The following is a 26,070-nucleotide window of genomic DNA, read 5'->3' as shown; positions in this document are numbered from 1 at the left end:
TCACTCCGCCGCGAACTCGGCCGGATCAAAGTCGTATTGCGTCGAGCAGAACTCGCAGGCGACATGAATGCCGCCGTCTTCGGTCGAGTCCTTGATCTCCTCGGCCGAAAAGCCTTCGAGAATGCCGTGGATCTTCTCGCGCGAGCAGGAGCACTGGTCGGCGACCGGCACACTGCTGAAAACCCGCACGCCGTGCTCGTGGAACAGCCGGTAGAGCAGCCGCTCGGCGCCGACCGTCGGATCGATCAGCTCGGTCGGCTCGATGGTGCCGAGCAGCGCCAGCAATTCCTGCCAGGAATTGTCGGCCGGATGGTCCGTCACCTCGCGGTCGTCGCCGTCGCCGCCCGAAATATCGGGAATGCGCATGCGCTCCGGCGCCTGCGGCAGGAACTGCGCCAGGATGCCGCCGGCGCGCCACTGCTCGCGCGCGCCGGCCGGGCCGGGCGTCACCAGCTTGGCGACCGACATCTTGATGTCGGTCGGGATCTGCTCCGACTGGCGGAAATAGGTGCGCGCGGCGTCCTCCAGCGAGGTGCCGTCGAGCTGGACGATGCCCTGGTAGCGCTGCGTATGCGCGCCCTGGTCGATGGTCAAAGCCAGGACACCGTTGCCAAGCAGCGTCTGCTGCGAGGCCTCGCCGGCGGCGACCAGCGCCTCCAGCCGGTCGGCATCGAAGCGCGCATAGGCGCGCAGCGCATGCGGCGTGGTGAAATCAGCCACCAGCATGTCGACCGGACCGTCGGTGCGGGTCTGCAGGATGAACTTGCCCTCGAACTTCAGCGAGGTGCCGAGCAGCACGGTGAGCACGCAGGCTTCCGCCAGCAGGCGGGCGACCGGCTCGGGATAATTGTGACGGCTCAAAATGGCGTCGAGCATCGGCCCGAGCTGCACGGTGCGGCCGCGCACATCGAGCGGCGCGACCTCGTAGGGCACGACGTGATCGTCGCCGGCGAAGCCGAATTCACCGAGTTGGGGTCTATGCTCAGCCAAGGTATGGGTTTCCAACATGACAAAACTCCGGGGCGCAGCCATGCAACCCGATGAGCCGCATGCGTCGAAGCGCGTTCAATTTACGTGATGGCCCGCAAATAGGCATCACATATCCCCAGATCAAGTTGACCCCGATCGGGCCGGAAGCGGTCAGGTCGGCCCTTCTCAAGCGCCCAGGCACCAGGCCAGCACCGCCTTCTGGGCGTGCAGCCGGTTCTCGGCCTCGTCGAAGACCACCGAATGCGGCCCGTCGATCACCTCGTCGGTGACCTCCTCGCCGCGATGCGCCGGCAGGCAGTGCATGAACAACGCATCGGCTTTGGCCTTCGCCATCAGCGCGGCATTCACCTGATAGGGCAAGAAGACGTTGTGGCCGCGGGCGCGGTGCTCCTGGCCCATCGAGACCCAGCTGTCGGTGACGACGCAGTCGGCCTGGTCGACGGCTTCCTCGGCGGACTTGGCAAACCGGACCTTGCCGCCATTGGCTTTCGACCAGTCGACATATTTCTCGAAAGGCTCGCTGCCCTCCGGCACCGCGACATTGAGGTTGAAGCGGAAGCGCGCCGAGGCTTCGAGCAGCGAATGCAGCACATTGTTGCCGTCACCGGTCCAGGCGAAAGTCTTGCCGGCCACCGGACCGCGATGCTCCTCATAGGTCATGATGTCGGCCATGAGCTGGCAAGGATGCGTGTCGTCGGTCAGCCCGTTGATGACCGGAACCGTGGCGTTCTCGGTGAGCTCCAGCAGCCGGTCATGCGAGGTGGTGCGGATCATGATGGCGTCGACGTAACGAGACAGCACTTTAGCCGTGTCGGCGATGGTTTCCGAGCGGCCGAGCTGCATCTCGGTGCCGGTCAGCATGATCGTCTCGCCGCCGAGCTGGCGCATGCCGACATCGAAGGATACGCGCGTGCGCGTCGACGGCTTGTCAAAGATCATGGCCAGCACCTTGCCGTCGAGCGGTTTTGAGCGCTCACCCGCCTTGAGCCTGGTCTTTCGCGCCACCGCGTCGTCCAGCATCGAGCGCAGATCGCCCGCGGAAACGGCGGATAGATCGGTGAAGTGGCGAACACTCATCAGCAGGTTCCAGAAATTATTTCGCGGCTTCGGCCGCAATAGCGTCGGTCAGGCCCTTGGCGCCGGCACGAATGCGCTCCAGCGCCTCGCCGATCTCCGCGTCGGTAACGGTGAGCGGCGGCAGGAGGCGGATGACATTGTCGCCCGCCGGCACGGCAAGCAGGTGCTGGTCGCGCAGCGCCATGTTCACCTTGGTGTTGGGCATGACGCATTTCAGGCCGAGCATCAGGCCGGTTCCCCTGATGCCCTCGATGACGTCGGGAAATTCGTCCGCGACCCCGGCCAGCCCCTGTTTCAGAAGCAGCGCCTTGCGCTGCACGTCCTCGAGGAAACCGTCGGCCAGCACCACGTCGAGCACGGCGTTGCCGACCGCCATCGCCAGCGGATTGCCGCCGAAGGTGGTGCCGTGCACGCCGGCGGTCATGCCGGTTGCCGCCTCATCCGTGGCAAGGCAGGCGCCCATCGGGAAGCCGCCGCCGATGCCCTTGGCGATCGCCATCAGGTCGGGCGTGACGCCGGCCCATTCATGCGCGAACAATTTTCCGGTGCGGCCGATGCCGCACTGGACCTCGTCGAAGATCAAAAGCAGGCCGTGCTGGTCGCACAGCTGGCGCAGCCGCTTCAAGGACTGCGTCGGCACCGGGCGGATGCCGCCCTCGCCCTGCACCGGCTCGATCAGGATTGCCGCGGTCTCCGGCGCGATCGCCTTTTCGGCCGCGTCGATGTCGTCGAATGCGACCTGGTCGAAGCCCTCGACCTTCGGGCCGAAGCCTTCGAGATATTTGTACTGGCCGCCGGCGGCGATCGTCGCCAGCGTGCGGCCGTGGAAGGCGCCCTCGAAAGTGATGATGCGGAAACGCTCCGGGTGACCCTTGACGAACTGGTAGCGCCGCGCCGTCTTGATGGCGCATTCCAGCGCCTCGGCGCCCGAATTGGTGAAGAACACCTTGTCGGCGAAGGTGGCGTCGACCAGCCGCTCGCCCAGCCGGCGCTGTTCCGGGATCTCGTAGAGATTGGAGACGTGCCAGAGCTTGGCGGCCTGTTCGGTGAGCGCCGCGACCAGATGCGGATGGCTGTGGCCGAGCGAATTCACCGCGATGCCGCCCGCGAAGTCGAGATATCGCTCGCCCTTGTCGGTGACCAGCCAAGTCCCTTCCCCACGCTCAAAAGCCAGGGGTGCGCGAGCAAAGGTCTCGTAAAGCGCCGAACCGCTCATTATATGCGTCTCCGGAACCGGAAATCAAAAAAGCCGCCAATGCGGCGGCCTTTGCGGCTTATCATGTTTTTCGGCCATGAAGTCAACGAAAACGTCACGCAGAAGCGCGTGGCAACCCCTTGGCGCCACGCCGGCTCATCAGCGGTCAGGCAAGTTGGGGAAAACCGTAAAAACCGAATCGGTGTTGCCTTTGGGACTCTTGTCACCGAGTCAGCGCATAAGGTATTTGTAGTCGAGAAATAACTATATTTCGTGCGGCGGATCTAAATCACCCGGTACATGTGGTGTCGTTTGCCCGGCGAGAGCCGGCTCGGGAAAGGATTCTGGCTGCCGCACGCCTCAGCAGGAGCGCGGCCCCATGAATTGGACTGACGAGCGGGTAGAACTTCTCAGGAAATTGTGGTCGGAGGGCCTGAGCGCCAGCCAGATTGCCGCACAGCTTGGCGGAGTGAGCCGCAATGCCGTCATCGGCAAGGTGCATCGCCTGAAGCTGTCGGGTCGCGGTCGCGCGACGGCCGCCCCGGCGCGCCAGAAGAAGGCGACGCAGGGCGCCTCGATGCAGAAGTCGGTGACCCGCGCCGCAAGCGCCACGCGCCATGTGACGGCCACCATCGGCGCCACCGCGCTGCAGGTGCAGTTCGACGCCGAGCCGGTCGCCCGCCACTATATCCGCCCGGTCGAGAACGTCGTGGTGCCGATCTCGCGCAACCTGCAGCTTGTCGAACTGACCGAACGGACCTGCAAATGGCCGAACGGCGACCCGCTCTCGGAAGACTTCAGCTTCTGCGGCAACGACGCCGCCGAGACGGGACCGTACTGCAAGTATCATTCCCGGGTTGCGTTCCAGCCGGCGGCGGAGCGGCGCAGGGCGCGCTGAGCGAATAGCGAATAGCGAATAGCGAATAGCGAATAGCGAATAGCGAATAGCGAATAGCGAATAGAACGGCTTGGCTTCTGGGAGGAAGCAAGCCGTTTTTGCATTTCTCCCTATTCACTATTTCACTATTTCGCTATTCGCTATTCGCTATTCGCTATTCGCTTCCGATCACAGCCATCCATTCTTCTTGAACCGCCAGTACAGGAACGCACAGATCAGCGCGATGGCCGCGAGCACGGTCGGATAGCCATATTCCATCTTCAGCTCCGGCATGTCGGAGAAGTTCATGCCATAGATGCCGGCGAAAGCCGTCGGCACCGCCAGGATGGCGGCCCATGAGGCGAGCTTCTTGGAGATAGCGGTTTCCTGGCTCTGTCCGACGAGAAGGCTGGCTTCGAAAGCGAAGGCCAGGACCTCGCGCAAGCTGTCGATCTTTTCCTGCACGGTGCGGATGTGGTCGGTCACGTCGCGAAACAGCGGATGCATGGCGGCATGGATCTGCGGCAGATCGGCGCTGGTCAGCCTGCGGCAGACCTCGACCAGCGGCAGGGCCGCATTGCGCAGCCGCAAGAGATCGCGGCGCAGCATGTACAGACGCTCGATATCGGCGCCGGTCATCGGCTTCAAAAGCACCTTGTCCTCGATCGCCTCGACCTCGTCCTCGATCTGCTCCAGCACCGGCATGTAATTGTCGACGATGAAATCGAGGATGGCGTAGAGGACGAAATCCTCGCCCTTGGCGAGCGAATGCGGGCAGCTCTCCCAATGCTGGCGCACGGCGGCGTATGAGGTCGAGGGGCCATGCCGGACGCTGACGATGTAGCCGGTGCCGACGAACAGATGCGTCTCGCCGAAGGTGACGCGGCCGTCGATTAATTGCGCGGTGCGGGCGACGATGAAGAGAGCATCGCCATATTGCTCGATCTTCGGGCGCTGATGCGGATGCTCGGCATCTTCGATCGCCAGATCATGCAGGTGGAATTGCGCCTGCACCCTGAGCAGAAGGTTGCGATCGGGCTCGAGCAGCCCGATCCAGACGACATGGCCGGGTTTTGCCGCCCATTCGCCGGCCTGTTCGATGGCGATGTCGGCAACCCGCTTGCCCCCCAGATAGACGCTGGATGCAATGATGCCTGATGTCGGCGAGGCCGGAGTCAGGTTCCGAACTTGTTCCATCGCAAACCTCCCGAGACTGCGACTGACAAATTGCTGCGCCTGGAGCAATTCCAGGAAAAGTGTGAGCGGTTTTCCGCCCGGAATTGCGTAAAAACAAATAGTTAGGGCGTTTCGCCGTTTCCATGAAACGGTGAGACGCTCCAGAGGAGCTTAGCCTAAATTAGAAAGCCGTTCGAGAGGCGCCCGTTCACTTAGCCGATACCACGCCGGGCAGCACAACCTTGTCGGTCTTGTCGCCCTTCGGACGGTCGGCGGGCATCTGGTCGCCGGTGACGATGTAGTAGATGGTCTCGGCGATGTTGGTCGCATGGTCGCCGATGCGCTCGATATTCTTGGCGCAGAACAGAAGATGCGTGCAGGGCGTGATGTTGCGCGGATCTTCCATCATGTAGGTCAAAAGCTCGCGGAACAGCGAGGTGTACATGGCGTCGATCTGGTCGTCCCGATCGCGCACGAAGCCGATCCTCTCGACCGAACGCGAGGCATAGACGTCGAGCACTTCCTTGAGCTGCGTCAACGCCAGGTCGGCAAGGGCCTCTAGACCGCGGAAAAGACTGTTCGGCTGGCGGCCGTCGACCGCGGCAACGCGCTTGGCGACGTTCTTGCCCAGATCGCCGACACGCTCGATATYGGCCGAGATGCGGATGGCGCCGACGATCTCGCGAAGGTCCGTCGCCATCGGCTGGCGCCTGGCGATGATGATGATGGCCTTGTCGTCGATCTCGCGCTGTCCCTCGTCGAGGACGAGATCGTCCTGGATGACCTTCTGGGCGAGGCCGTGATCGACGTTCACCAGGGCCGCCACGGCCTGTTCGACCATGCGCTCGGCATGCCCGCCCATCGCGGCGATGCGCTTCGACAGATACTTCAGTTCTTCGTCATAGGCACTGACGATATGGACGGACTGCATGGATATGCCTTCCCGGTTTATGCCGGCTGGTGCGTTCCCTCATTCCGTCGCTGATACGTGAACCGCATGACAGAATGAAGAAAATCCCGGTTAGCAACCAATATACGATCAGCGAGCCGGCAAATGAACAGTGAACGCCGCGCCCTTGCCGACCTCCGACTTGATGGACAGTCTTGCGTTATGACGGGTCAATATATGCTTGACGATCGAAAGGCCAAGCCCGGTGCCTTTCTGGGTGCGGCTGCTTTCGACATCGACACGGTAGAAGCGCTCGGTGATGCGCGGGATGTGTTCTTCGGCAATGCCCGGACCATAGTCCCTGATCGTGACGTCGAAGCCCGGCTGTTGGCCATCCTCGCTGCCGGCAATCGATACGGTGACGCGCCCGCCCGACTGGCCGTATTTGCAGGCGTTCTCGAGGAGATTCTCGAAAACCTGGAACAGTTCGTCGCGATCGCCGGGAACGACGAGCGGCCCACTTGCGAACTCCCGCTCGATGACGACGCCGTTCTCGCTGGCCAGCGGCCCGAGCGAATCGATGACGCTGTCGATCGTCTGGCGAAGATCGACCTCCGTGCCCGGCCTCAGATAGGGCTTCATCTCCAACCGCGACAGGGAGAGCAGATCGTCGATCAGGCGGGCCATGCGGCCGGTCTGGTTCTGCATGATCTGCAGGAACTGGTCGCGCGCCGCCGGATCGTTGCGGGCCGGCCCGCGCAGCGTCTCGATGAAGCCGGCGATCGAGGCGAGCGGCGTGCGCAGCTCGTGGCTGGCATTGGCGATGAAATCGGCCCGCATGCGATCGATGCGGCGCGTCTCGCTCTGGTCCTTGAAAACCAGCACATACAGGCCGGTGGCATGACCGACCGTGGACGCGCTGACACGGTATGTCCGCTCCACCGGCAGCTTTTCGGTGTAGTCGACCGCGTCGGCGGCGACCTGCCCTGACAGGATGCCATCGAGCAGCGCCTGCATTTCCGGCGCGCGGAACTTCAATGACAGCGACATGCCCGGCGCCAGCCCGCCGAAGGCGGCGAAGGCGGCAGCGTTGGCATGAACGATGGTGGCGGAATGGTCGAAGATGATCAGCGGATCGGCGACCGCGGCCGCCAGATACTCGCCGGAGAGCCTTTGCAGCCCGCTTGCCTCGATCGCCGCTCCTGCATCGGCTGGCTGGCGTCCGGCATCCTTGGACAGCATCGCCGCGGCCGCCAGCGCGACCAGGGCCAGCACCAGCACATAAACGGAGACGCCAGCAAAAAAATAGACGGCAAGGACCGCGAGAACACCCGCGCCAAGCAGCCAGCGGTTGCGCGACAGCCGCGCCACCAGGGCCTGTCCCTTGCCGTCCTGCTCAGCGCCCGTCTCTGCCATAGGCCCGCGCCACCCCGCATGCCGTCGATCGGTCAGCAGTTCGCTGGACCGGCCTGGCGCATGGCCCTGAAAATCAGGATCGATTTTCGCGAAGGTTCATGCGCAAAATCAAAATGCTACAGCGTCTTTGCGCCCGAATGCGCGCTACGCTGCACAGGCTCCATAGCATGAGTCCGCAAACTGGAAAGGTTCGTCTGGATGAAAAAGGCCAAGGAAACGGCTGAAGCGGTGCCAGCCACGGCACCGATCAAGATCAAGATCGGCGGCAAGGAGCGCGAGTTCGACATCGACAATCCGGTGCTGCCTGACTGGATCGAGGACAACAAGCTTACCGCCGGCGGCTATCCTTACGACAAGAAGATGAAAGGCGAGGACTACGAAAAGGAGCTCGAGAGCCTGCAGATCGAGCTGGTCAAGGCGCAAGCCTGGCTGCAGGCGACCGGCAAGCGGGTGATGGCGCTGTTCGAGGGCAGGGACGCCGCCGGCAAGGGCGGCACGATCTTCGTGCTGCGGCAATATATGAACCCGCGCACGGCACGCAACGTCGCGCTGACAAAGCCGACGCCGACCGAAGCCGGGCAATGGTATTACCAGYGCTATGTCGACCACTTTCCGACTTCGGGCGAGTTCGTCACCTTCGACCGCTCCTGGTACAACCGCGCCGGCGTCGAGCCGGTCATGGGGTTCTGCACGCCGGAGCAGCACGAGAAATTCCTCGACGAGACGCCGCATTTCGAGCGGATGATCAGCAACGAAGGCATCCATTTCTTCAAATTCTGGCTGAATATCGGCCGCGAAACGCAGCTCGAACGGTTCCATGACCGCCGCTGGTCGCCGCTGAAGAACTGGAAGTTCTCGCCGATCGATATCGCCGGCGTCAGCAAATGGGACGACTACACCAAGGCGCGCGACCAGATGATCGAGCGCACGCATAAGGAGTTCTCGCCCTGGATCGTCGTGCGGGCCAACGACAAGCGCCGCGCCCGGCTCGCGGTGATCCAGCGCATCCTGCTTTCCCTGCCCTATGACGGCCGCGACCTCGACGCCGTCGGCAAGCCCGACAAGAAGATCATCGGCGAGGGGCCGGAGTTCCTGAAGGACTGATGCATGCCCCACCCAGAGGCGCGTGGCGGCTCGGGGAAACGACATGCATCAAACAAAGGCGGGAATTACAGCGCCGCGGGCCCTTCGGCTTACGCGGCGCTGAGATTTTAGGCCAGGCGCTCAGGCGGCCAGGCGGGCGATCCGCTGCAGCCGCTTCAGCGTGGTGTCATCCTGAAGCGCCTGCTGGAACAGCGTGATCTCGTGGTCGATGCGGTCGCACAACACGTCCGTATCCCCCTTGAGCAGGCTGCGCGTCTGCAGCAATGCCGTCACGGGTTTCTTGGCCAGCTGCTTCGCCCTCGCCAGCGTTGCTTCCTCGGCGCTGCCTTGCGTCACGATCTCGCCGACCAGGCCGAGCGCCTTGGCGTCCTCGGCGCCCAGCGTGTCGCCCAGGCAGAAGAAGCGGAAGGCGCCGGCATAGCCGAGCTTCTGGGGCGCCAGAATGCTGGTCGCCGCGTCCGGCACCAGGCCGAAATCGACGAACGGCACCCTGAAGGTGCTGCCCCTGGAAGCGATCACCATGTCGCAATGGAACAGGATGGTGCAGCCGACGCCGACGGCGTCGCCGTCGACACAGGCAAGCACCGGCTTGGGGAAGGTCGCCAACATGCGGAACATGTCGGTGACGGCGGCGATCAGCTCTCGGTGCTTGGTGGCGTCCAGAAACTCCGAGAAGTCGCCGCCAAGGCAGAAGCATCCGGCAAGGCCGCGCAGCATCACGACGCGGACCTCGTCATTGACCGCCGCCTCGTGGAAGGTCCTGGCAAGGCTCGCATAGGCATGCCTGTCGAGCACCGGCCTTTCGTCATGCGAGGACACTGTGACGACCAGCGTGTGGCCACGCAGTTCCGGTTCGGGATGGAAACTCATGACCACCTCCATCACGACGCCTGCTTCAGGCCGAGCTGACCGGGATAGCCCCGGTTCAGCACCGGCAGGAAGTGGTTGCGGCGAGCCCGCACGACCTCGAGCGTATGGTCGGTGAAGGTCAGCAGCGTCGCCACGACCTGCTGGTTGCCATAGGTGCGCTGATAGCCGAGCGGCTTTGCCAGGAAATGCAGCTGCAGGGCTCTCAGCACCCACATCGGCTCGAACTCGATGATGACCTGATTGACGTTGCGCTTCAGGCCCCATTCGACGAAGCCGGCGATCAGTTCGGTGCCGACCGTCGAGACGCCGCGTTTGCCGTCGCGAAAACCCGGAGCCACCGCATAGCGGGTGAGCTCCCAGACATTCGGTCCCGAGGGGGACGGCCCCTCGCAGAGATCCGACAGCACGTCGGTCAGAAGATGCGGCCGTGTGGTCGGCAGCATGCGTTGGTAGCCTGCCAGTTCGCCGTTGCGGATGACGAGGTGATGTTCGGCCTCGTCATGATCGAACTGATCGATCTCGAGCTGGTCCGGACGATCGAGATCGGTCCATCCCATCTCCTCGACGAAGATCTTGTAGCGCAGGCGATGAACCGCCTCCCAAAGGTCGGGACGTTCCATCAATTCCTGGGTGGTAAGGGCGAAAAGCATTAGCCGTCTCCTAGGCTTAAGAGGAAGATACGGCCGTGATGTCCCTTAAAATATTGCGCGACTGCGCAGGCAAGAATTTCTAGGTCGGCACGGCCGACCTAGCTAATATAGCCACGCCTAATCGCCTCCGCGACTGCCTGCACGCGGTTGGCTGCGCCCAGTTTGCTCTTGGCGTTAAGAAGATGTTTCTCGGAAGTGTGTTCCGAGATGCCTAAAATTTGAGATATCTCCCATTCGGACTTGCCGACGGCTGCCCATTGCAGGCATTCCCGCTCGCGCGCCGTCAATTCTATGTGATCGATGACGCCGTCGGCCTTGGTGTGCAACTGCATCGCGCGACCGATCGCGTAGGTCGATGCCAGCGAGACCATCCCAAATTCCTGATCCGACAGCTCGACGGATTCGCCGCCCAGCGAGACCATGACGATCTGGCCGTCGAGCGTGACCAGCGGAAGCGCCAGGCCGTCGCGCAACTTGAACTCGCGAGCGTCGCCCATGACTTCGTCGCTGCTTTTGTCGATCACGCTGCTTTTGGAAGCATCCCGCCATTGGAACGGCGCCTGAAGCTGCTTCATATGGCTGACCACCGGATCGTGGTCGACATAGTTGCGCGCCACATAGCGCTCCAGCCAATTGCCTGGCCAATCGCAAAGCAGCACATGCTGTTTCTGCTGGCCGCGTGGCGTGCCGGGCTGCGGCACCGTTCCCGCCATCAGCGCGGTCAGGCCGAAATTCGAGGTGACGCCGAGCAGCCTCTCGCAAACCGCGGCCGCGGTGCCGGCATGCTGCAACTGGTCTATGTATTCCAAAGTTCTGTCGAACAGGCCCATCGCAACATCTACCCCATGTTGCTTCTGCTTTTCTCGTTACCGACGATAGATGGACGAACACCCCGTCGCCATCAACCCCCACTTTGCAATCTCCTCAGCTATGCCGGCAGCTTCCCCCTTCCGGCACGCAGGTCATTTGCAAACGCGCTAAACCATACGCCTAATTTGACCGCTTGAAATCAAAAACCGTTGTGCCTGCCCCGTTTTCATACGAAAAGCCAAGGAACGGGGACAGGTGCGGAGCCAAATCGTGATCTTGCGGTGGATATTTCCGGCCTTGATGTTGCTCCTGACCGGCGCGGCGGCCTTTGCCGGCGCGACTCAAGGCGCGGAGCCGCAGGTGCCGGTATTGTGGGACGCGAAGGAGCGGCTGCCGAAGCCCGACCTCGCCGCGCTGCCGCGGCTTAGATTCCTCACCACCACCGATTTTCCGCCCTTCAACTTCCTCGATGGGTCGGGCCGGCTGTCGGGATTCCACATCGATCTGGCGCGGGCGATTTGCGCGGAGCTGGGCATCGTCGAGAAATGCCAGGTCCAGGCGTTGCCGTGGAGCGAACTGGAGGATGCCCTTCAGAAAGGCGAAGGCGAGGCGATCATCGCCGGCATCGCCGCGACGCCGGAAAGCCGCGAGAAATACGCCTTCTCGCGCTCCTACATGCAATTCCCCGCGCGCTTCATCATGCCGAAGGCGAAGGCCTTCGCCGAGCCGATCCTCGACAAGCTGCGCAGCAAGCGGGTCGGCGTCATCGGCGGCTCGGCGCATGAGAAAATGCTGCGCGACTACTTCAACACCGTGCAGGTGGTGACCTTCGACACACCGGAAGAGCTCTATGCCGATCTCAAGGCCGGCAAGATCGACGCCGCCTTCGGCGACGGCATGCGCTTCGCCTTTTGGCTGGGCGGCTCGGATGCCGGCGGCTGCTGCCGCTTCGCCGGCGGTCCGTATCTGGCGCCGGAATATCTGGGCTCGGGCATGGCGATCGCCACCCGCAAGAGCGACACCGCGCTTGCCGCCGCCTTCGACTACGCGCTGCAGGAAATCTCGATCAAGGGCACTTTCGCCGAGTTTTACCTGCGCTATTTCCCGGTGAGCTTCTTCTGAACACGAAAGTGACACGCTGAGGCTTTGTCGAGATTCAGGTCAGGCCGAGTCGAAAATGGTGGGTTCCGAGAACCGGAGCGGAGCGTACTTTTCGTACGTGAGCACCGGAAGCGCAGGAACCCGCCATTTGCAGGCCGGCATCACCTGAATATCGACAAAGCCTAGGTCAGCGTGCGCAGGCGCGCTTTCGCAGCACGCGCGATCGCGGCGACGGTCAGCGTGTCGAGATCGAGCTTGAGGCGGATGAGCTGCAGCACCCTGACCTCTTCCATGCGCATCTCGAGATCGATTGCGGCGACCTCGAAAGCGGCGGCATAAGCGGTGTCGCGCAGCCGCTCGGGCAGCGCTTCGGCGACGCGCCCCAGCACACCTTCCAGCCCGTCCTTCTCATGCAGCGCCTTCTGGCAGGCCTGCGCCACCTGCACCAGCCTGTCCTGGTTGAAATCGACGAATACCGGCCAGGAGCGGACGACGTCGCCGATCCGCGCCAACTCGACATCGGTCATGTCGCGATCTGAAGCCGATGTGATGACCATCAGGTGGATCAGGGCTTCGTGCGGCGTCAATGAAGGCATTCAAAACTCCTGGAAGCGTTCATGTCTTTCCCCCAAACGGGATAATAGCGCTCCAACGTAGGAGCGCCATTATGGCGCCGCAAGGAAAACCACCGCAAATCGTTGACGCTCCGGCCTCGCGCGCCTAGAGACCGGTCGACAGATTTTATCCGCCGCGCAGACGGCCATGACTGGAACTTCGACATGACGGGATCAAACATCATCGATCTCAATCCCGAGATGCTTGCCGCGGCGGCCGAGAGCAAGGCCTGGCCGTTCGAGGAAGCCAAGAAGATCATCGCCCGCTACAAGGGCAAGGACTTTCCCGAGACCGTGCTGTTCGAGACCGGCTACGGCCCGTCCGGCCTGCCGCATATCGGCACCTTCGGCGAAGTGGCGCGCACGACCATGGTGCGGCATGCCTTCCGGGTGCTGACGCAAGACAAGGTCAAGACCAAGCTTCTGTGCTTCTCCGACGACATGGACGGCATGCGCAAGATACCGGACAACGTGCCGGACCGCGCCGCGCTCGAGCCCTATTTGCATATGCCGCTGACGGCGGTGCCCAACCCGTTCGGCGGCGACTATGCGAGCTTCGCCGACCACAACAACGCGATGCTGTGCCGCTTCCTCGACACGTTCGGCTTCGACTACGAGTTCGCAAGCGCGACGCAGTACTACAAGGCCGGCCGTTTCGACGAGGTGCTGCTGCGCGCCGCCGAACGCTATGACGAGATCATGGGCGTGATGCTGCCGACGCTCGGGCCGGAGCGCCAGGCGACCTACAGCCCGTTCCTGCCGATCTCGCCCCGGACCGGCCGCGTGCTCTACGTGCCGATGATAAATGTCGACGCCAAGGCCGGCACCATCACCTTCGACGACGAAGGCACCGAGACGACGCTGCCGGTTACCGGCGGCCATGTGAAGCTGCAGTGGAAGCCGGATTTCGGCATGCGCTGGGCGGCGCTCGGCGTCGATTTCGAGATGTTCGGCAAGGACCACCAGACCAACGCGGCGATCTACGACCGTATCTGCAACATCCTCGGCGGACGCGCGCCGGAGCATTTCGTCTACGAGCTGTTCCTCGACGAGGAAGGCCAGAAGATCTCGAAGTCGAAGGGCAATGGGCTCACCATCGACGAATGGCTGACCTACGCGCCGACCGAGAGCCTCGGCCTCTATATGTATCAGCGGCCGCGGCAGGCGAAGAAGCTCTATTTCGACGTCATTCCGAAGGCGGTGGACGAGTATTACGCTTTCCTCGGCGCCTATCCGCGCCAGGACTGGAAGGAGCGCCTCGGCAATCCGGTCTGGCACATGCATGACGGCAACCCGCCGGCGATCRACCTGCCGGTGCCGTTCGCGCTGTTGCTCAACCTGGTCAGCGCGTCCAACGCGCATGACAAGTCGGTGCTGTGGGGCTTCATCTCGCGGCATGCGCCGGGCGTGACGCCGAAGACGCATCCGGAACTCGATCGGCTGACCGGCTATGCGATCCGTTATTTCGACGACTTCGTGAAGCCGACCAAGGTTTTTCGCGCCGCCGACGATGTGGAGCGCGAGGCGCTGGGGAAGCTTTCCGAGGCGCTGGGCGCTCTGCCGCAAGGCGCCGACGGCGAGGCGATCCAGAACGCCGCGCTCAACGTGGCGCGCAAGATCGAGCGCTACCAGGACCATTCCAAGCAGAGCCCCGAAGGCGGGCCCGGCGTGTCGGTCGCCTTCTTCCAGATGATCTACCAGGTGCTGATCGGCCAGGAGCGCGGACCGCGCTTCGGCTCCTTCGCGGCGCTTTACGGCATCGCCGAGACGCGCGCGCTCATTGAGCGGGCTCTGGCTGGTCAGTTGGCGGCGTAACGGCGCCGCCATCGGCCGGCAGGATCGAATCCGGCGCCACCGGCGCCGTCCCTGACGCTGCCGGCAGCGCAGGCAAGCCGTCAAGCTTCGGCGCCGGGCCGAAAATGCCCTTCCTGGCGGTGCGGGCCTTGTTCTCGGCCTCGACATAGGGACCACCCTGCGCGGCGCGCGCCCAGCCGTTCTCGACCAGCCACTGGCCGATGTCCTGATTGCCGATATGGCATTCGGCGGAAATGGTGTCGCGACCGCCCTCGGGCGGCACGGTGCAGGCGACCGCCCGGCCACGCAGGAAGGCGCGGAAGGCTGTCCTGGCGCGCGCCCCGCAGGCCCAGCTCTTACCCGCGTCGCTGCAGGTTTCGTCGGCCTTGACGACATCCACGCCGGACACCGCGACCGCATAGCCCTTCGCCTCGATCAGCCCGGCGGCGGCGGCGACCGGCTGGAACAGCTTAGTGCCGTTCCAGTCGTCCGGCATTTTCAACTTGGGCGGCTTGGGCGGCCCGGCCAGCGCCAGATCGCTGAGCGGCGCGCGCGGCTCCACCCGTTCGAGTTCCTGATCCGACGGCTCCGGCGGCGCCACGACGTCGGGATCGATGRCTCTCGAATGAACGGCGGGCTTCGGCGGCTGCGGAGCGTCGGGCGTGGGAATAGCCGAGGTCGCCGGCTCTTGCGCTGCGTCGGAACCGGAAGCGGAAAGGGTATCGTTGCCGGTGGGAAGCGCATCGGCGATGGGATCGATCTGATCGACCGTGACGACGCTTTCGTGGCCCTTGACCGTGTGTCCGCCGGCAACGACAAGCGCCGCCATGACCGGAACCGCCAGGACTGCCAGAACTGTTTGAAGAAGCCGCACCGGTCCCGGCCTACTGGCTTGCCCAGACGATGCGCGCCATCCATTCGATATCGCGCGTCGGGATGTCACGGTCCGGGTGGGCGGGGTTGAGCGAGACCAGCACGATCGATTTCACCGTTTGCCGGTCGAGCACCTTGGCCATCACCTCGCCGGCGGTGGTTTTGACGACAACACGGTCGCCCTTGCGCGTCGGCGCGCCCGGTTCCACGATCAGCACATCGCCATTGCGGTAGAGCGGCAACATGGAATCGCCCTGCACCTGCAGCGCGTAGGACGTCTCGGTCGCCCGCGCCGGAAGCTCGACCAGATCCCAGCCCTGCCCCGCCGGATAGCCGGCATCGTCGAAGAACCCCCCCGCACCTGCCTGGGCGAAGCCAAGCAACGGTACGGCGCGACGCTGGTGGGCGACGGAGACGCCGCCGCGTCCTTCGACCAGTCCGGTGAATTCCTCCAGCGAAGCGCCGGTGGCCTCGATGATCTTGGCCAGCGATTCCGTCGAGGGCCAGCGCGGCCGGCCGTCGGACGACAGGCGCTTCGACTTGTTGAAAGCTGTCGAATCGAGGCCCGCGCGCCGGGCAAGGCCGGAAGCCGATAGCGAATAGCGCTCGGCAAGAGCGTCGATTGCGGCCCATACGCGGTCGTGTGAGAGCAATGCCGCGCACTCCTTCAAACAGGAAAAAATGCCTCAAGCCTGTCTAGCGCGCAGTCACGTCCTTGTCCACCGGCGCTGCCGGCGGATCGTTAAGAATGCTCCACGAGCCTCGTTCGGACGCGGCGCCTATCTGATCCCGGCCAAGGCCTTCGGCAGGCTCTTCCTGAGTTCCTCAGCATCCCAGGCGGGAGGCCGTCGTCTCCGACGATGAGTTGATGATCTTTTCGGATAAAGTGCCGATTTCCGGCAAGTCGGTCTGAGCCGAGGCGCGATCAGGCCGCTTTGGCCTGTTCGCGCAAATTCCGGTGCGACACCATGAAGGCCCGCTCGGCTTCGGTCGGCGGGCGTGGACTGGTGGCATGGCCGAGCGCCGCGACGACCTCGTCGATGTCGAGAAAGCGGCGGCCGCCACGGTCATAGACGCCGCCCGTGGTCAGGATCAGCGCCGCCGTCTCTCCGCTATCGAGGACGAAACTGTGCCTGCCGATGACGGACGTGCCTTCCCAGGTCTCGATCGACGACACCACCTCGAAGCGGCGCCACAGCCTGATCTCACGCACGTAGGCGACCTGCAGCCCGCCGATCATCGGCGCCCAGCCGTTCTTGCGCGCCAGCGCGATCAACCCGACACGCAGGAAGATGTCGATGCGGCCAAGGTCGGCCAGCATCATGTAGCGCGCATTGTTGAGATGCAGGTTGAAATCGATGTCGATCGGCAGGCAGCGAAAAGCGAGCCGGCTTTCCTCGCCGACCCGATAAGGGCCACGGCTCGACGCCGTGGCCATGGTGCGGGCCATTCGCCCCCAGACATACATGCTGGTTCGTCAGGCCGCCTGCTTTACCTCGCCCTTCTGGTAAGGGTCGAAGCGCTGGTAGAAGGTCTCGCCTTTCTCGGCCATATCGAGCAGAAGCTTCGGCGCCTTGAATTCGACGCCATATTTCTTCTGCAGGCCCTTGGCGATCTTGACGAAGCGCTTGGCGCCGATGCCGTCGATGTAGGACAGGGCGCCGCCGGTGAAGGGCGCGAAGCCAAAGGCGAGGATCGAGCCGACATCGGCCTCGCGCGGATCGGTGACGATGCCTTCTTCCATCACGCGCGCCGCTTCCAGCGCGATGGTGACCAGCAGGCGCTGCTTCAGTTCCTCATAGTCGACCTTTTCGGGCTTCAGCTGCGGATAGAGATCCTTCAGGCCCGGCCACAGCTTCTTCTTCGCGGGCTTGGCCGGATAGTCGTAGAAACCCTTGCCGTTCTTGCGGCCGAAGCGGCCATGCGTGTCGACCATGGTGTTGATCAGCGCCATCTGCTTCGGATCGACCGCCTTGTCGCCGAGATCCCTGATGGTCTGCTTCATGATCTTCTGGGCAAGGTCGACGGCCGTCTCGTCGGTCAGCGCCAGCGGGCCGACCGGCATGCCGGCGGCCTTGGCGGCGTTCTCGATCATCGGTGCCGGAACGCCTTCGATCAGCATCTTGTAGGCTTCCGACATGTAGCGCAGCACGCAGCGGTTGACGTAGAAGCCGCGCGTGTCGTTGACGACGATCGGCGTCTTCTTGATGGCGCGCACGAAGTCGAAGGCGACGGCCAGGGCCTTGTCGCCCGTCTTCTTGCCGAGGATGATCTCGACCAGCATCATCTTGTCGACCGGCGAGAAGAAGTGGATGCCGATGAAGTTCTTCGGCCGCGCCGAATTCTTCGCCAACGCCGTGATCGGGATCGTCGACGTGTTCGACGCGAAGATCGCCGACGACTTCAGCACCGCCTCGGCCTTCTCGGTGGCGTCCTTCTTGACGCCCGAATCCTCGAAGACGGCCTCGACGACGAGGTCGCAGCCGGCAAGGTCGGCATAGTCCGCCGTCGGGGTGATCAGCGACAGGAGCTTGTCCTTGTCCTCCGGCTTGGCGCGGCCCTTCTTGACCTGATCGGACATCAGGCTGTCGGAATGCGCCTTGCCCTTCTCGGCCGATGGCAGGTCGCGGTCGAGCAGCACCACCGGAATGCCAGCTTTTGCCGTGACATAGGCGATGCCGGCGCCCATGAAGCCGGCGCCGAGAATGCCGATCTTCTTGAACTTGGTCTCCGGCACGTCGGCCGGGCGGCGCGCGCCCTTGTTCAGCTCCTGCAGTGACAGAAACAGCGAGCGGATCATCGCCGCCGCTTCCTTCGATTGCATGATCTCGGTGAAATAGCGCTGCTCGATCCGGAGCGCGGTATCGAACGGCACCAGCAGGCCTTCATAGACGCACTTCAGGATCGCGGCCGCGGCTGGGTAATTGCCGTAGGTTTCGCGGCGCAGGATGGCGATGGCCGGTGGCCAGAGATTGGCGCCGGCGGCCGAATAGATCGGGCCGCCCGGCAGCTTGAAGCCCTTCTCGTCCCAAGGCGCCACCGGCTTCAGGCCGTTTTTGATCATCGCCTTGGCGGTCTCGACAAGCTTTTTCGGCTCCGCGATCTCATGGATCAGGCCCATCGCCTTCGCCTTTTGCGGCGTCAGGTTCTGGCCGGAGGTCAGCATCTGCAGCGCCTGCTGCTGATCGGTCAGCCGCGGCACGCGCTGGGTGCCGCCGGCGCCGGGGAAGATGCCGATCTTCACCTCGGGCAGCGCCATCTTCACCTTGTCGCTGTCGGCGGCGACACGGCCATGGCAGGCGAGCGACATCTCGAAGGCGCCGCCCATGCAGGTGCCGTTGATCGCCGACACCCAAGGCTTGCCGGACGTTTCGATCTTGCGGAACAGGCCGGTCATGTAACCGGCATTCTCGAACAACGCCCTGGTCGCCTTGTCGAGATCCTTCTCCTTGTCGGCGGCGAAGGTCGCCAGCATCTTCTGCAGCATGGTGATGTCGGCGCCGCCGGAGAAGGAGTCCTTGCCGGAGGTAATGACCACACCCTTGATGGCGGCATCGGCGATCACCTTCTCGACGATGGCGTTCAACTCGCGCATCACCTCCTCGGTGAAGACATTCATCGAGCGGTCCGGCATGTTCCAGGTGACCAGAGCAATGCCGTCGGCGTCCATGTCGAGGGTGAAATTGGTGTAGCTCATCTTCTTCTCTCCCTCAGACGCGTTCGATGATGGTGGCGGTGCCCATGCCGGCGCCGATGCAGAGCGTGACCAGCGCGGTGTTGAGGTCGCGGCGCTCCAGCTCGTCCAGCACCGTGCCCAGGATCATGGCGCCGGTGGCGCCGAGCGGATGGCCCATGGCGATGGCGCCGCCATTGACGTTGATCTTATCGTGCGGAATGTCGAAAGCCTGCATGTAGCGCAGCACGACGGAAGCGAAGGCTTCGTTGAGTTCGAACAGATCGATGTCCGACAGCTTCATCTTGGCGCGCTTCAGGAGCTTCTCGGTGACGTCGACCGGACCGGTCAGCATCAGCACCGGCTCCGAGCCGATATTGGCGAAGGCGCGGATGCGCGCGCGGGGCTTCAGCCCCATCGCCTTGCCGGCCTTCTTCGAGCCGAGCAGCACGGCGGCGGCGCCGTCGACGATGCCCGACGAATTGCCGGCGTGATGGACGTGGTTGACCTCCTCGACCTCCGGATGCTTCTGCACGGCGACCGCGTCGAAGCCGCCCATCTCGCCCGGCATGACGAAGGATGGATTGAGCGAGGCGAGCGACTGCATGTCAGTCGAAGGCCGCATGTGCTCGTCATGGTCGAGAATGGTGAGACCGTTCTGGTCCTTGATCGGGATCACCGACTTCTTGAAGCGACCCTCGCCCCAAGCCTTGGCGGCGCGCTTCTGGCTTTCGACCGCATAGGCATCGACGTCGTCGCGGGAAAACCCGTATTTGGTGGCGATCAGGTCGGCCGAAATGCCCTGCGGCACGAACCAGCCGGGCAGGCCGACGGAGGGGTCCATGAACCAGGCGCCGCCGGACATGCCCATGCCGACGCGCGACATCGATTCGACGCCGCCGGCGATGACGATCTCGTCGGCGCCTTGCGCGATCTTGGCGGCACCGAAATTGATGGCGTCAAGACCCGAGGCGCAGAAGCGCGAGATCTGCATGCCGGGCGCTTTGGTGTCGTAGCCGGCCTCGAAGGCGGCGGCGCGCGGGATGACCGCGCCAGCCTCGCCGACCGGATCGACGCAACCGAAGATGATGTCGTCGACAGTGCCGGTGTCGAGCCCGTTTCGGTCGCGCAGCGCCTCGAGCGTCTTCGCGGCGAGCCGCACCGCCGGCACCTCGTGCAGCGCGCCATCCTTCTTGCCCCTGCCGCGCGGCGTGCGCACGGCGTCATAGACGTAAGCTTCGGCCATTTTCTGCTCCTTGGGTTTGCCGGCCGCGGCGCTCAGAGAGAGCGCCCGATCAGCAATTTCATGATCTCGTTGGTGCCGCCGTAGATGCGCTGGACGCGGGCGTCGCGGTACATGCGGGCGATCGGATATTCATTCATGTAGCCATAGCCGCCATGCAGTTGAAGGCATTCGTCGACGACTTTGCCCTGCAGGTCGCTGAGCCAGTATTTGGCCATCGAGGCGGTCACCGGATCGAGGCCGCCATCGATATGGCGGGTGACGCAATCATTGTAGAAGACGCGGCCGATGGTGGCTTCGGTCTTCAACTCGGCCAGCTTGAACTGGGTGTTCTGGAAATCGATGACCGCCTTGCCGAAGGCCTTGCGCTCCTTGACGTAGTCGATGGTGAGCGCCAGCGCCCGCTCGATCATGGCGATCGCCCCGGTGCCGATCTGCAGGCGCTCCTGCGGCAGTTGCTGCATCAGCTGGACGAAGCCCTTGCCTTCTTCATGGCCGAGCAGGTTGGAGGTCGGCACGCGCACGTCGTTGAAGAACAGCTCGGAGGTGTCGTTCGACTTCAGCCCTATCTTGTCGAGGTTGCGGCCGCGCTCGAAGCCCTCGACCTCGTCGGTCTCGACGACGATCAGCGAGGTGCCCTTGGCGCCCTTGTCCGGATCGGTCTTGGTGACGACGATGATCAGGTTGGCGAGCTGGCCATTGGTGATGAAGGTCTTCGAGCCGCTGATCTTATAGTGGTTGCCGTCCTTCTCGGCGCGGGTCTTCACGCCCTGCAGGTCGGAGCCGGCGCCGGGTTCCGTCATGGCGATGGCACCGATCAACTCGCCGGTCGCGAGCTTCGGCAGCCATTTCTTTTTCTGCTCCTCGGAGCCGTAATGCAGGATGTAGGGTGCGACGATCGAGTTGTGCAGGCCGATGCCGAAGCCGTCGACGCCGACATGGCCGATCGCCTCGATGATAGCGCTMTCATGCGCGAAGGTGCCGCCTGAGCCGCCATATTCCTCCGGCATCGAAGCGCACAGCAGGCCCGCCGCTCCGGCCTTCAGCCAGCTCTCGCGGTCGAAGATCTCGTTCTTCTCGAACTCGTCATAGCGCGGCGCGATCTCTTCGGCCATGAAGCGGGACGCCATGTCATAGAGCATGCCGACTTCGTCCGCCGCCCAGGCGGGCTTCGGCAGGCCAAGAATTTCGGCTGGATTTGTCATGCTATTTCCTCCGTGGCGCCGGCGTCCCCCTCCCCCTTGAGGGGAGGGTGGCCGCGAAGCGGTCGGGAGGGGTCGCCCGCGACGCGCTCGGCCTCACCTTTGACAAACTGTGCAACGTGCCAGGCGCTATTGATAACATCCGGCTCGTCGATCCTGAGCACGACGTAGCCAAGCGACTGCAAATAAGAGTCGCGATTCAAATCATGACGCTTGCCAGCCTCGGTTTCGTGCAGGTCGCCGTCGACCTCCACAATGAGTTTGACCGACGGACAAACGAAATCGACAACGTACGGCCCGATCGGCGACTGCCGCCTGAATTTCAGGCCATCCGCCTTCAGTTCCCGCAATTCGTACCACAGCAAGGACTCCGCCTTCGTCGCATGGAGACGAAGCGAGCGAGCCTTCTGCCGCATCTCGAAACTGACTCGCGTGCGGGGCATTGCGGTGGTCCTCCTCCTAGCGCACATCCGTCAAAATTGGTGTCGAGATCGTCGCGGGCGACCCCACCCGACCAGACTTCGTCTGGCCACCCTCCCCTCAAGGGGGAGGGGGACGCCGAGCATTTCTAGAACGCTTCCACCGGCAGCGCCATTAGCGTGTCCGCGCCACTGGAAATGCGGGCAAGCCGCGTCGCGGTTTCCGGCATGATGCGCTCCATGAAAAAGCGCGCGGTCACCAGCTTGGTGTCATAGAACACGCCGGCGCCATTGGCGCCTTCCGCGAGCTTCGCCTGCGCGGATTTCGCCATCTGCGCCCACATATAACCCAGCGCCACAAGACCGAAGAGATGCATGTAGTCGGTCGAGGCGGCCCCGGCGTTGTCGGGCTTGGCCATGGCGTTCTGCACCAGCCACATGGTGGCCGCCTGCAGGTCATTGAGGCCCTTCTTCAGCGCCTTGGTGAAGGGCGCCATCTTCTCGTCGGCGCGGTTTTCCTCGCAGAACTCGCCGACTTCCTTGAAGAAGGCCTGCACGGCGCGGCCGCCATTCTGCGCCAGCTTGCGGCCGACGAGGTCCAGCGCCTGGATGCCGTTGGCGCCTTCATAGATCATGGCGATGCGGGCATCGCGCACGAACTGGCTCATGCCGTGCTCTTCGATATAGCCGTGGCCGCCAAACACCTGCTGGGCCATCACCGCGTGGTCGAAGCCCTTGTCGGTGAGCACGCCCTTGACCACCGGCGTCATAAGGCCGGTGTAGTCGTCGGCCGCCTGGCGGTCCTTGTCGTCACCGGAGCGATGCGCGACATCGGACTTGATCGCCGTCCACAGCGCCAGCGCCCGCCCGCCCTCGTTGAACGCCTTCATAGTCATCAGCGAGCGGCGGATGTCGGGATGGACGATGATCGGGTCGGCCTTCTTGTCCGGCGCCTTGGCGCCCGACAGCGAACGGCCCTGTAGCCGGTCCTTGGCGTAGGAAACCGCGTTCTGATAGGCGATCTCGGAGACCGAAAGCCCCTGCAGGCCGACGCCGAGGCGGGCCTCGTTCATCATCGTGAACATGGCCTTCAGGCCGCCGTTCAATTCGCCGAGCAACGTGCCCTCGGCCTCGTCATAGTTCATGACGCAGGTCGAGTTGCCGTGGATGCCCATCTTCTCCTCGATCGAGCCGCAGGAGAGCGTGTTGCGCTCACCGGGATTGCCCGAGGCGTCGAGCTTGAACTTCGGCACGATGAACAGCGAGATGCCCTTCACGCCTTCCGGCGCGCCCTCGGCGCGGGCAAGCACCAGGTGAACGATGTTGTCCGACATGTCGTGCTCGCCGGCGGAGATGAAGATCTTCTGGCCGGAAATCCTGTAGGTGCCGTCGCCGTTGGGAACGGCCTTGGTGCGCAGCAGGCCGAGATCGGTGCCGCAGTGCGGCTCGGTGAGGTTCATGGTGCCGGTCCAGGCGCCCTCGATCAGCTTTGGCAGCCAGGTCGCCTTCTGCTCGTCCGTGCCGTGGGTGACGATCGCCGCTATCGCGCCTTGCGTCAGGCCGGGGTACATCATCAGCGCCATGTTGGCGGAGACCATATATTCGGAGACCGCGGTGTGGACCGTGTAAGGCAGGCCTTGGCCACCGAACTCGGCGGGCGCCGCCAACCCCATCCAGCCGCCCTCGCGGTACTGGTCGAAGGCGTCCTTGAAGCCCTTGGGCGTGGTCACCGAGCCGTCGTCATGGCGCACGCAGCCTTCCATGTCGCCGACGCGGTTCAGCGGATGCATGACGTTCTCGGCGAGCTTCGCGCCCTCGGCGAGGATCGCCTCGACCACGTCGGGCGTGGCGTCCGAGAAGCCCGGAAGATTGGAATAGCGCTGATAGCCCAGCACATCGTTGAGCACGAACAGCGTGTCCTGGATCGGCGCCCTGTAGATCGTCATGCCTTCCTCCGCCCTTACGGTCCCAGCCCGACCAGCAAGTCGCCTGTCCACGTCCTGGACAGGAGGCCGGGCCAATGTCGATGCTGCGATAGCAAATATTGACGTTTGCGTAAACGTCAACTTCGTCGCAGCCAAAAAATTTTTGTGAGCGTCAGGCATTGTGGCGACAAAAAAGCCGCGCGGCTATAGCCACGCGGCTTTCTGCGTCCGGGGTATGAGTGCGGGCAATCAGCCGGCGGCGCTTGCCTGCGGCGCCGCGGTGCGCTCGACGAGCATCTTGCGCACGATGGACATCGAATTGCTCAATTCACCGATGGCGTCGTCGATCAGCGCGCGCTGCTTCTGCAGGCGGGCGAGCTGCTTCTCGGACTTGTCGAGCGCCAGACGCAGCTGCTTGGTGTTGGTGCCGGTCGGATCGTAGAGATCCATCATCTGCTTGACGTCGCGCAGCGAGAATCCGACTTTGCGACCGAGCAGGATCAGCTTCAGCCGGGCCTTGTCGCGGCGCGTGTAGAGCCGGGTCGAGCCGTCGCGATGCGGATTGAGAAGGCCCTTGTCTTCGTAGAAACGCAGCGTGCGCAGCGTCACGCCGTATTTCTTGGCCATCTCGCCGATGCGGACGAATTCCTCACCGGCCTCGGCCGGAATGTCATTGGTATTGGCCGCGGCTTCGCCGGGCGAAACAAGTTTCATGGTCACTGGCTTTCCCCTGATGGCGTCGCGGTCACGGACCAAGCGTCGCCGGAATGGAAGCGGGGGCGTGCTTCCAATCGTGGTTGCAACAAATCAATCGCAAGAGGCACGGCTTCGCACCTTTTACGTTTACGTCAATTCTATATCGACAGCCGCGGGGTGACGCAAGGGCGTTGTCGAGACGGAACTTTATGCCGCACCCGGATGTGAGCAGCCCTTTAGTTTCCAAGTCGTGCCGTTCATTGCTCAACCATTAACACTCTCTTGAAAGCCCTGTCGCTAACCTCACGGGGGCGGCGTTTTGCGGACACGGCGTCGGGTTGCCCTAATTGGGCGGGGTGAGGATTTGGGGATGCACTATGAGCAGCCTATTCGCGTATAGCTTGGCCCAGTTGATCTACGCGGCAAGATCCTTGGTAGAACCTTTGCCCTTCTTTGTGCTTTTAGCCGCACTGACCAAAGGTCGGGCGATCTTCCGCGATGTCCGCGCTACCCTTTCGGAAGCCCGTATCGCGATCCTCATCCTCGTTAGCGAAGCGCTCCTGTTCGCACCCATTCTTGTGGCTTCGGCGATTCTGATCGAGCGACTGTTCGCCTGGGTTCCATGGCGAGATTTCTGGACCGGCTGGCCGCTTTGGGCGGTTGCCCTTGTCGGGGTATTGGTTGGTGATTTCGCGGGGTATTGGAGGCATCGCCTCGAACACAGCGAACTACTTTGGCCATCCCATGCGATCCACCATAGCGACACGGCCATGACGTGGCTCGCCATCTTCCGGTTTCATCCCATCAATCGGCTCAGCACCGTTTTTCTCGACGGCGCCGCAATCGCCGTGCTTGGCCTGCCGCCCTATGCCATCATCGCCAACAGCGCTGTGCGCCACTTCTACGGTGCGTTCATACATGCCGACTTGCCATGGACATACGGACACCTTGGCCGAATATTCGTGTCGCCCGCCATGCACCGCTGGCATCACGCAAAGGACAAAGCGGCCTTCAATACCAACTACGCGACAGTTTTTTCGATGATTGATATCATATTCGGAACTTACCGCGTCCCGGGGCCCTGCGACGTTCCGCTGGGTGTGTCTGACGATATGGGAAGCGGTTTCATCGGGCAGTATGTCTACCCGTTTCGCCCGCGATCCTATGCACCGGTAAGACGCGCGCGCCGGCGGAAAATAACAGGTTAACCCTCAAGCCGATCGCAATTTGCGTTCGATGGCACAAGAGTGTGACCTACCTAAAAGCTAAGCACAACGCGACTTTCGCGTTGTTGTGGTCATCGCGGTCCGTATCGATTTCACCGTCTTTCCTGTTTTGCCTGGACTTGTTCCCGACCACAATGCACATCTGGCGTCCCTTCCGACATGGGCGCCGAGAATCCTGCCCCGCGCGTTCGTCCATCGTCAAAGTTCCAGCTTCTTAAGCTTGGTTAACGCCTTGTTTACCACGTTGGGC

The 26,070-nt window shown here is 63.2% G+C and carries 24 protein-coding genes; 5 read left to right on the top strand and 19 right to left on the bottom strand.

Translation table 11 applies throughout. The features are described 5' to 3' along the window. The 3 genes from LCM4577_RS14365 to LCM4577_RS14355 form a co-directional block, all read right to left on the bottom strand. Positions 1 to 1,032 carry an Hsp33 family molecular chaperone gene (locus tag LCM4577_RS14365; protein ID WP_116390061.1) on the bottom strand — a complete coding sequence of 344 codons (1,032 nt, stop codon included), beginning with the start codon at positions 1,030 to 1,032 and terminating at the stop codon, positions 1 to 3. Between the two features lie 123 nt (positions 1,033 to 1,155). Beyond that, positions 1,156 to 2,067 carry an ornithine carbamoyltransferase gene (gene argF / locus LCM4577_RS14360; protein ID WP_040986240.1) on the bottom strand — a complete coding sequence of 304 codons (912 nt, stop codon included), beginning with the start codon at positions 2,065 to 2,067 and terminating at the stop codon, positions 1,156 to 1,158. A gap of 16 nt (positions 2,068 to 2,083) precedes the next feature. Beyond that, on the bottom strand, positions 2,084 to 3,283 hold the full coding sequence (locus LCM4577_RS14355) for an aspartate aminotransferase family protein (protein WP_071071852.1): 1,200 nt from the start codon (positions 3,281 to 3,283) through the stop codon (positions 2,084 to 2,086). Positions 3,284 to 3,641: 358 nt separating this feature from the next. Between LCM4577_RS14355 and LCM4577_RS14350 the strand changes: the two genes are divergently transcribed. Then, positions 3,642 to 4,160 (top strand): GcrA family cell cycle regulator, encoded by a 519-nt coding sequence (locus tag LCM4577_RS14350; protein ID WP_040985866.1) that lies wholly within the window; start codon positions 3,642 to 3,644, stop codon positions 4,158 to 4,160. 168 nt (positions 4,161 to 4,328) lie between these two features. Here the strand turns inward: LCM4577_RS14350 and LCM4577_RS14345 are convergent, their stop codons facing one another. The 3 genes from LCM4577_RS14345 to LCM4577_RS14335 form a co-directional block, all read right to left on the bottom strand. Then, positions 4,329 to 5,336, bottom strand: a complete 1,008-nt coding sequence (locus LCM4577_RS14345) for a magnesium and cobalt transport protein CorA (protein ID WP_040985867.1) — start codon at positions 5,334 to 5,336, stop codon at positions 4,329 to 4,331. Between the two features lie 187 nt (positions 5,337 to 5,523). Continuing rightward, positions 5,524 to 6,246: a phosphate signaling complex protein PhoU gene (gene phoU, locus LCM4577_RS14340; protein ID WP_071071850.1), complete on the bottom strand. Its 723-nt coding sequence runs from the start codon at positions 6,244 to 6,246 to the stop codon at positions 5,524 to 5,526. A gap of 108 nt (positions 6,247 to 6,354) precedes the next feature. Further along, the gene (locus tag LCM4577_RS14335; protein WP_041001680.1) at positions 6,355 to 7,620 is read right to left on the bottom strand and encodes a cell wall metabolism sensor histidine kinase WalK; all 1,266 of its coding nucleotides are present in this window, start codon (positions 7,618 to 7,620) and stop codon (positions 6,355 to 6,357) included. Between the two features lie 198 nt (positions 7,621 to 7,818). On the opposite strand from LCM4577_RS14335, the gene ppk2 reads away from it, so the two are divergent. Further along, positions 7,819 to 8,724, top strand: coding sequence for a polyphosphate kinase 2 (gene ppk2, locus LCM4577_RS14330; protein ID WP_071071848.1), 906 nt, complete (start codon positions 7,819 to 7,821; stop codon positions 8,722 to 8,724). 120 nt (positions 8,725 to 8,844) lie between these two features. Here ppk2 and LCM4577_RS14325 read toward each other — a convergent pair whose 3' ends face one another. The 3 genes from LCM4577_RS14325 to LCM4577_RS14315 all read right to left on the bottom strand — a co-directional run bounded on the left by LCM4577_RS14325 (position 8,845) and on the right by LCM4577_RS14315 (position 11,074). Continuing rightward, positions 8,845 to 9,594: an enoyl-CoA hydratase-related protein gene (locus LCM4577_RS14325; RefSeq protein ID WP_116390064.1), complete on the bottom strand. Its 750-nt coding sequence runs from the start codon at positions 9,592 to 9,594 to the stop codon at positions 8,845 to 8,847. 11 nt (positions 9,595 to 9,605) lie between these two features. Then, entirely contained in the window at positions 9,606 to 10,244 is a 639-nt protein-coding gene (locus LCM4577_RS14320; RefSeq protein ID WP_041007387.1) for an acyl-homoserine-lactone synthase, read from the bottom strand. A gap of 98 nt (positions 10,245 to 10,342) precedes the next feature. Next, positions 10,343 to 11,074 carry a LuxR family transcriptional regulator gene (locus tag LCM4577_RS14315; RefSeq protein WP_040985873.1) on the bottom strand — a complete coding sequence of 244 codons (732 nt, stop codon included), beginning with the start codon at positions 11,072 to 11,074 and terminating at the stop codon, positions 10,343 to 10,345. Positions 11,075 to 11,354: 280 nt separating this feature from the next. Here LCM4577_RS14315 and LCM4577_RS14310 point away from each other — a divergent pair, with 280 nt between their 5' ends. Further along, on the top strand, positions 11,355 to 12,176 hold the full coding sequence (locus LCM4577_RS14310; RefSeq protein WP_040985874.1) for a transporter substrate-binding domain-containing protein: 822 nt from the start codon (positions 11,355 to 11,357) through the stop codon (positions 12,174 to 12,176). Between the two features lie 161 nt (positions 12,177 to 12,337). On the opposite strand, the gene LCM4577_RS14305 is transcribed toward LCM4577_RS14310, so the two are convergent. Further along, positions 12,338 to 12,751 carry a tellurite resistance TerB family protein gene (locus LCM4577_RS14305; RefSeq protein WP_071071844.1) on the bottom strand — a complete coding sequence of 138 codons (414 nt, stop codon included), beginning with the start codon at positions 12,749 to 12,751 and terminating at the stop codon, positions 12,338 to 12,340. A 183-nt stretch (positions 12,752 to 12,934) separates the two neighbouring features. Here LCM4577_RS14305 and LCM4577_RS14300 point away from each other — a divergent pair, with 183 nt between their 5' ends. Then, complete coding sequence (locus tag LCM4577_RS14300) at positions 12,935 to 14,584, top strand: lysine--tRNA ligase (RefSeq protein ID WP_071071842.1); 1,650 nt, start codon at positions 12,935 to 12,937, stop codon at positions 14,582 to 14,584. Here the strand turns inward: LCM4577_RS14300 and LCM4577_RS14295 are convergent. The 9 genes from LCM4577_RS14295 to LCM4577_RS14255 form a co-directional block, all read right to left on the bottom strand. Next, on the bottom strand, positions 14,547 to 15,437 hold the full coding sequence (locus LCM4577_RS14295; RefSeq protein WP_371410051.1) for a thermonuclease family protein: 891 nt from the start codon (positions 15,435 to 15,437) through the stop codon (positions 14,547 to 14,549). The genes LCM4577_RS14300 and LCM4577_RS14295 overlap by 38 nt on opposite strands. A gap of 10 nt (positions 15,438 to 15,447) precedes the next feature. Continuing rightward, positions 15,448 to 16,089 carry a helix-turn-helix transcriptional regulator gene (locus LCM4577_RS14290; RefSeq protein ID WP_041001666.1) on the bottom strand — a complete coding sequence of 214 codons (642 nt, stop codon included), beginning with the start codon at positions 16,087 to 16,089 and terminating at the stop codon, positions 15,448 to 15,450. A gap of 272 nt (positions 16,090 to 16,361) precedes the next feature. Next, positions 16,362 to 16,904 (bottom strand): thioesterase family protein, encoded by a 543-nt coding sequence (locus LCM4577_RS14285; protein ID WP_071071838.1) that lies wholly within the window; start codon positions 16,902 to 16,904, stop codon positions 16,362 to 16,364. A 9-nt stretch (positions 16,905 to 16,913) separates the two neighbouring features. Then, positions 16,914 to 19,133, bottom strand: a complete 2,220-nt coding sequence (locus tag LCM4577_RS14280; RefSeq protein ID WP_071071836.1) for a 3-hydroxyacyl-CoA dehydrogenase NAD-binding domain-containing protein — start codon at positions 19,131 to 19,133, stop codon at positions 16,914 to 16,916. 13 nt (positions 19,134 to 19,146) lie between these two features. Beyond that, complete coding sequence (locus LCM4577_RS14275) at positions 19,147 to 20,355, bottom strand: acetyl-CoA C-acetyltransferase (RefSeq protein ID WP_071071834.1); 1,209 nt, start codon at positions 20,353 to 20,355, stop codon at positions 19,147 to 19,149. 32 nt (positions 20,356 to 20,387) lie between these two features. After that, the gene (locus tag LCM4577_RS14270) at positions 20,388 to 21,557 is read right to left on the bottom strand and encodes an acyl-CoA dehydrogenase family protein (RefSeq protein WP_116390060.1); all 1,170 of its coding nucleotides are present in this window, start codon (positions 21,555 to 21,557) and stop codon (positions 20,388 to 20,390) included. Further along, on the bottom strand, positions 21,554 to 21,997 hold the full coding sequence (locus LCM4577_RS14265; protein ID WP_040985882.1) for an endonuclease domain-containing protein: 444 nt from the start codon (positions 21,995 to 21,997) through the stop codon (positions 21,554 to 21,556). Before LCM4577_RS14265 ends, LCM4577_RS14270 begins: the two co-directional genes overlap by 4 nt. A 125-nt stretch (positions 21,998 to 22,122) precedes the next feature. Beyond that, on the bottom strand, positions 22,123 to 23,919 hold the full coding sequence (locus LCM4577_RS14260; protein WP_071071832.1) for an acyl-CoA dehydrogenase: 1,797 nt from the start codon (positions 23,917 to 23,919) through the stop codon (positions 22,123 to 22,125). A 228-nt stretch (positions 23,920 to 24,147) separates the two neighbouring features. After that, complete coding sequence (locus LCM4577_RS14255; RefSeq protein WP_116390059.1) at positions 24,148 to 24,612, bottom strand: MerR family DNA-binding transcriptional regulator; 465 nt, start codon at positions 24,610 to 24,612, stop codon at positions 24,148 to 24,150. A gap of 359 nt (positions 24,613 to 24,971) precedes the next feature. Here LCM4577_RS14255 and LCM4577_RS14250 point away from each other — a divergent pair, with 359 nt between their 5' ends. Beyond that, complete coding sequence (locus LCM4577_RS14250; protein ID WP_041007398.1) at positions 24,972 to 25,802, top strand: sterol desaturase family protein; 831 nt, start codon at positions 24,972 to 24,974, stop codon at positions 25,800 to 25,802. The last annotated feature ends 268 nt before the right edge of the window (positions 25,803 to 26,070 follow it).

It is taken from the genome of Mesorhizobium sp. LCM 4577, from assembly GCF_001854795.2.
Classification (GTDB): Bacteria; Pseudomonadota; Alphaproteobacteria; order Rhizobiales; family Rhizobiaceae; genus Mesorhizobium; species Mesorhizobium plurifarium.
This window is presented reverse-complemented; position numbering and strand designations above follow the sequence as displayed.

What these genes read in the sequence shown, in the direction of transcription:
- LCM4577_RS14325 (WP_116390064.1), bottom strand. Translation starts at nt 9,594, where the DNA reads ATGAGTTTCCATCCCGAACCGGAACTGCGTGGCCACACGCTGGTCGTC.
- LCM4577_RS14365 (WP_116390061.1), bottom strand. Translation starts at nt 1,032, where the DNA reads ATGGCTGCGCCCCGGAGTTTTGTCATGTTGGAAACCCATACCTTGGCT.
- LCM4577_RS14305 (WP_071071844.1), bottom strand. Translation starts at nt 12,751, where the DNA reads ATGCCTTCATTGACGCCGCACGAAGCCCTGATCCACCTGATGGTCATC.
- LCM4577_RS14310 (WP_040985874.1), top strand. Translation starts at nt 11,355, where the DNA reads ATGTTGCTCCTGACCGGCGCGGCGGCCTTTGCCGGCGCGACTCAAGGC.
- argF (WP_040986240.1), bottom strand. Translation starts at nt 2,067, where the DNA reads ATGAGTGTTCGCCACTTCACCGATCTATCCGCCGTTTCCGCGGGCGAT.
- LCM4577_RS14315 (WP_040985873.1), bottom strand. Translation starts at nt 11,074, where the DNA reads ATGGGCCTGTTCGACAGAACTTTGGAATACATAGACCAGTTGCAGCAT.
- LCM4577_RS14250 (WP_041007398.1), top strand. Translation starts at nt 24,972, where the DNA reads ATGAGCAGCCTATTCGCGTATAGCTTGGCCCAGTTGATCTACGCGGCA.
- LCM4577_RS14275 (WP_071071834.1), bottom strand. Translation starts at nt 20,355, where the DNA reads ATGGCCGAAGCTTACGTCTATGACGCCGTGCGCACGCCGCGCGGCAGG.
- LCM4577_RS14280 (WP_071071836.1), bottom strand. Translation starts at nt 19,133, where the DNA reads ATGAGCTACACCAATTTCACCCTCGACATGGACGCCGACGGCATTGCT.
- LCM4577_RS14350 (WP_040985866.1), top strand. Translation starts at nt 3,642, where the DNA reads ATGAATTGGACTGACGAGCGGGTAGAACTTCTCAGGAAATTGTGGTCG.
- LCM4577_RS14260 (WP_071071832.1), bottom strand. Translation starts at nt 23,919, where the DNA reads ATGACGATCTACAGGGCGCCGATCCAGGACACGCTGTTCGTGCTCAAC.
- LCM4577_RS14255 (WP_116390059.1), bottom strand. Translation starts at nt 24,612, where the DNA reads ATGAAACTTGTTTCGCCCGGCGAAGCCGCGGCCAATACCAATGACATT.
- LCM4577_RS14320 (WP_041007387.1), bottom strand. Translation starts at nt 10,244, where the DNA reads ATGCTTTTCGCCCTTACCACCCAGGAATTGATGGAACGTCCCGACCTT.
- LCM4577_RS14265 (WP_040985882.1), bottom strand. Translation starts at nt 21,997, where the DNA reads ATGCCCCGCACGCGAGTCAGTTTCGAGATGCGGCAGAAGGCTCGCTCG.
- LCM4577_RS14355 (WP_071071852.1), bottom strand. Translation starts at nt 3,283, where the DNA reads ATGAGCGGTTCGGCGCTTTACGAGACCTTTGCTCGCGCACCCCTGGCT.
- LCM4577_RS14335 (WP_041001680.1), bottom strand. Translation starts at nt 7,620, where the DNA reads ATGGCAGAGACGGGCGCTGAGCAGGACGGCAAGGGACAGGCCCTGGTG.
- LCM4577_RS14285 (WP_071071838.1), bottom strand. Translation starts at nt 16,904, where the DNA reads ATGTATGTCTGGGGGCGAATGGCCCGCACCATGGCCACGGCGTCGAGC.
- LCM4577_RS14345 (WP_040985867.1), bottom strand. Translation starts at nt 5,336, where the DNA reads ATGGAACAAGTTCGGAACCTGACTCCGGCCTCGCCGACATCAGGCATC.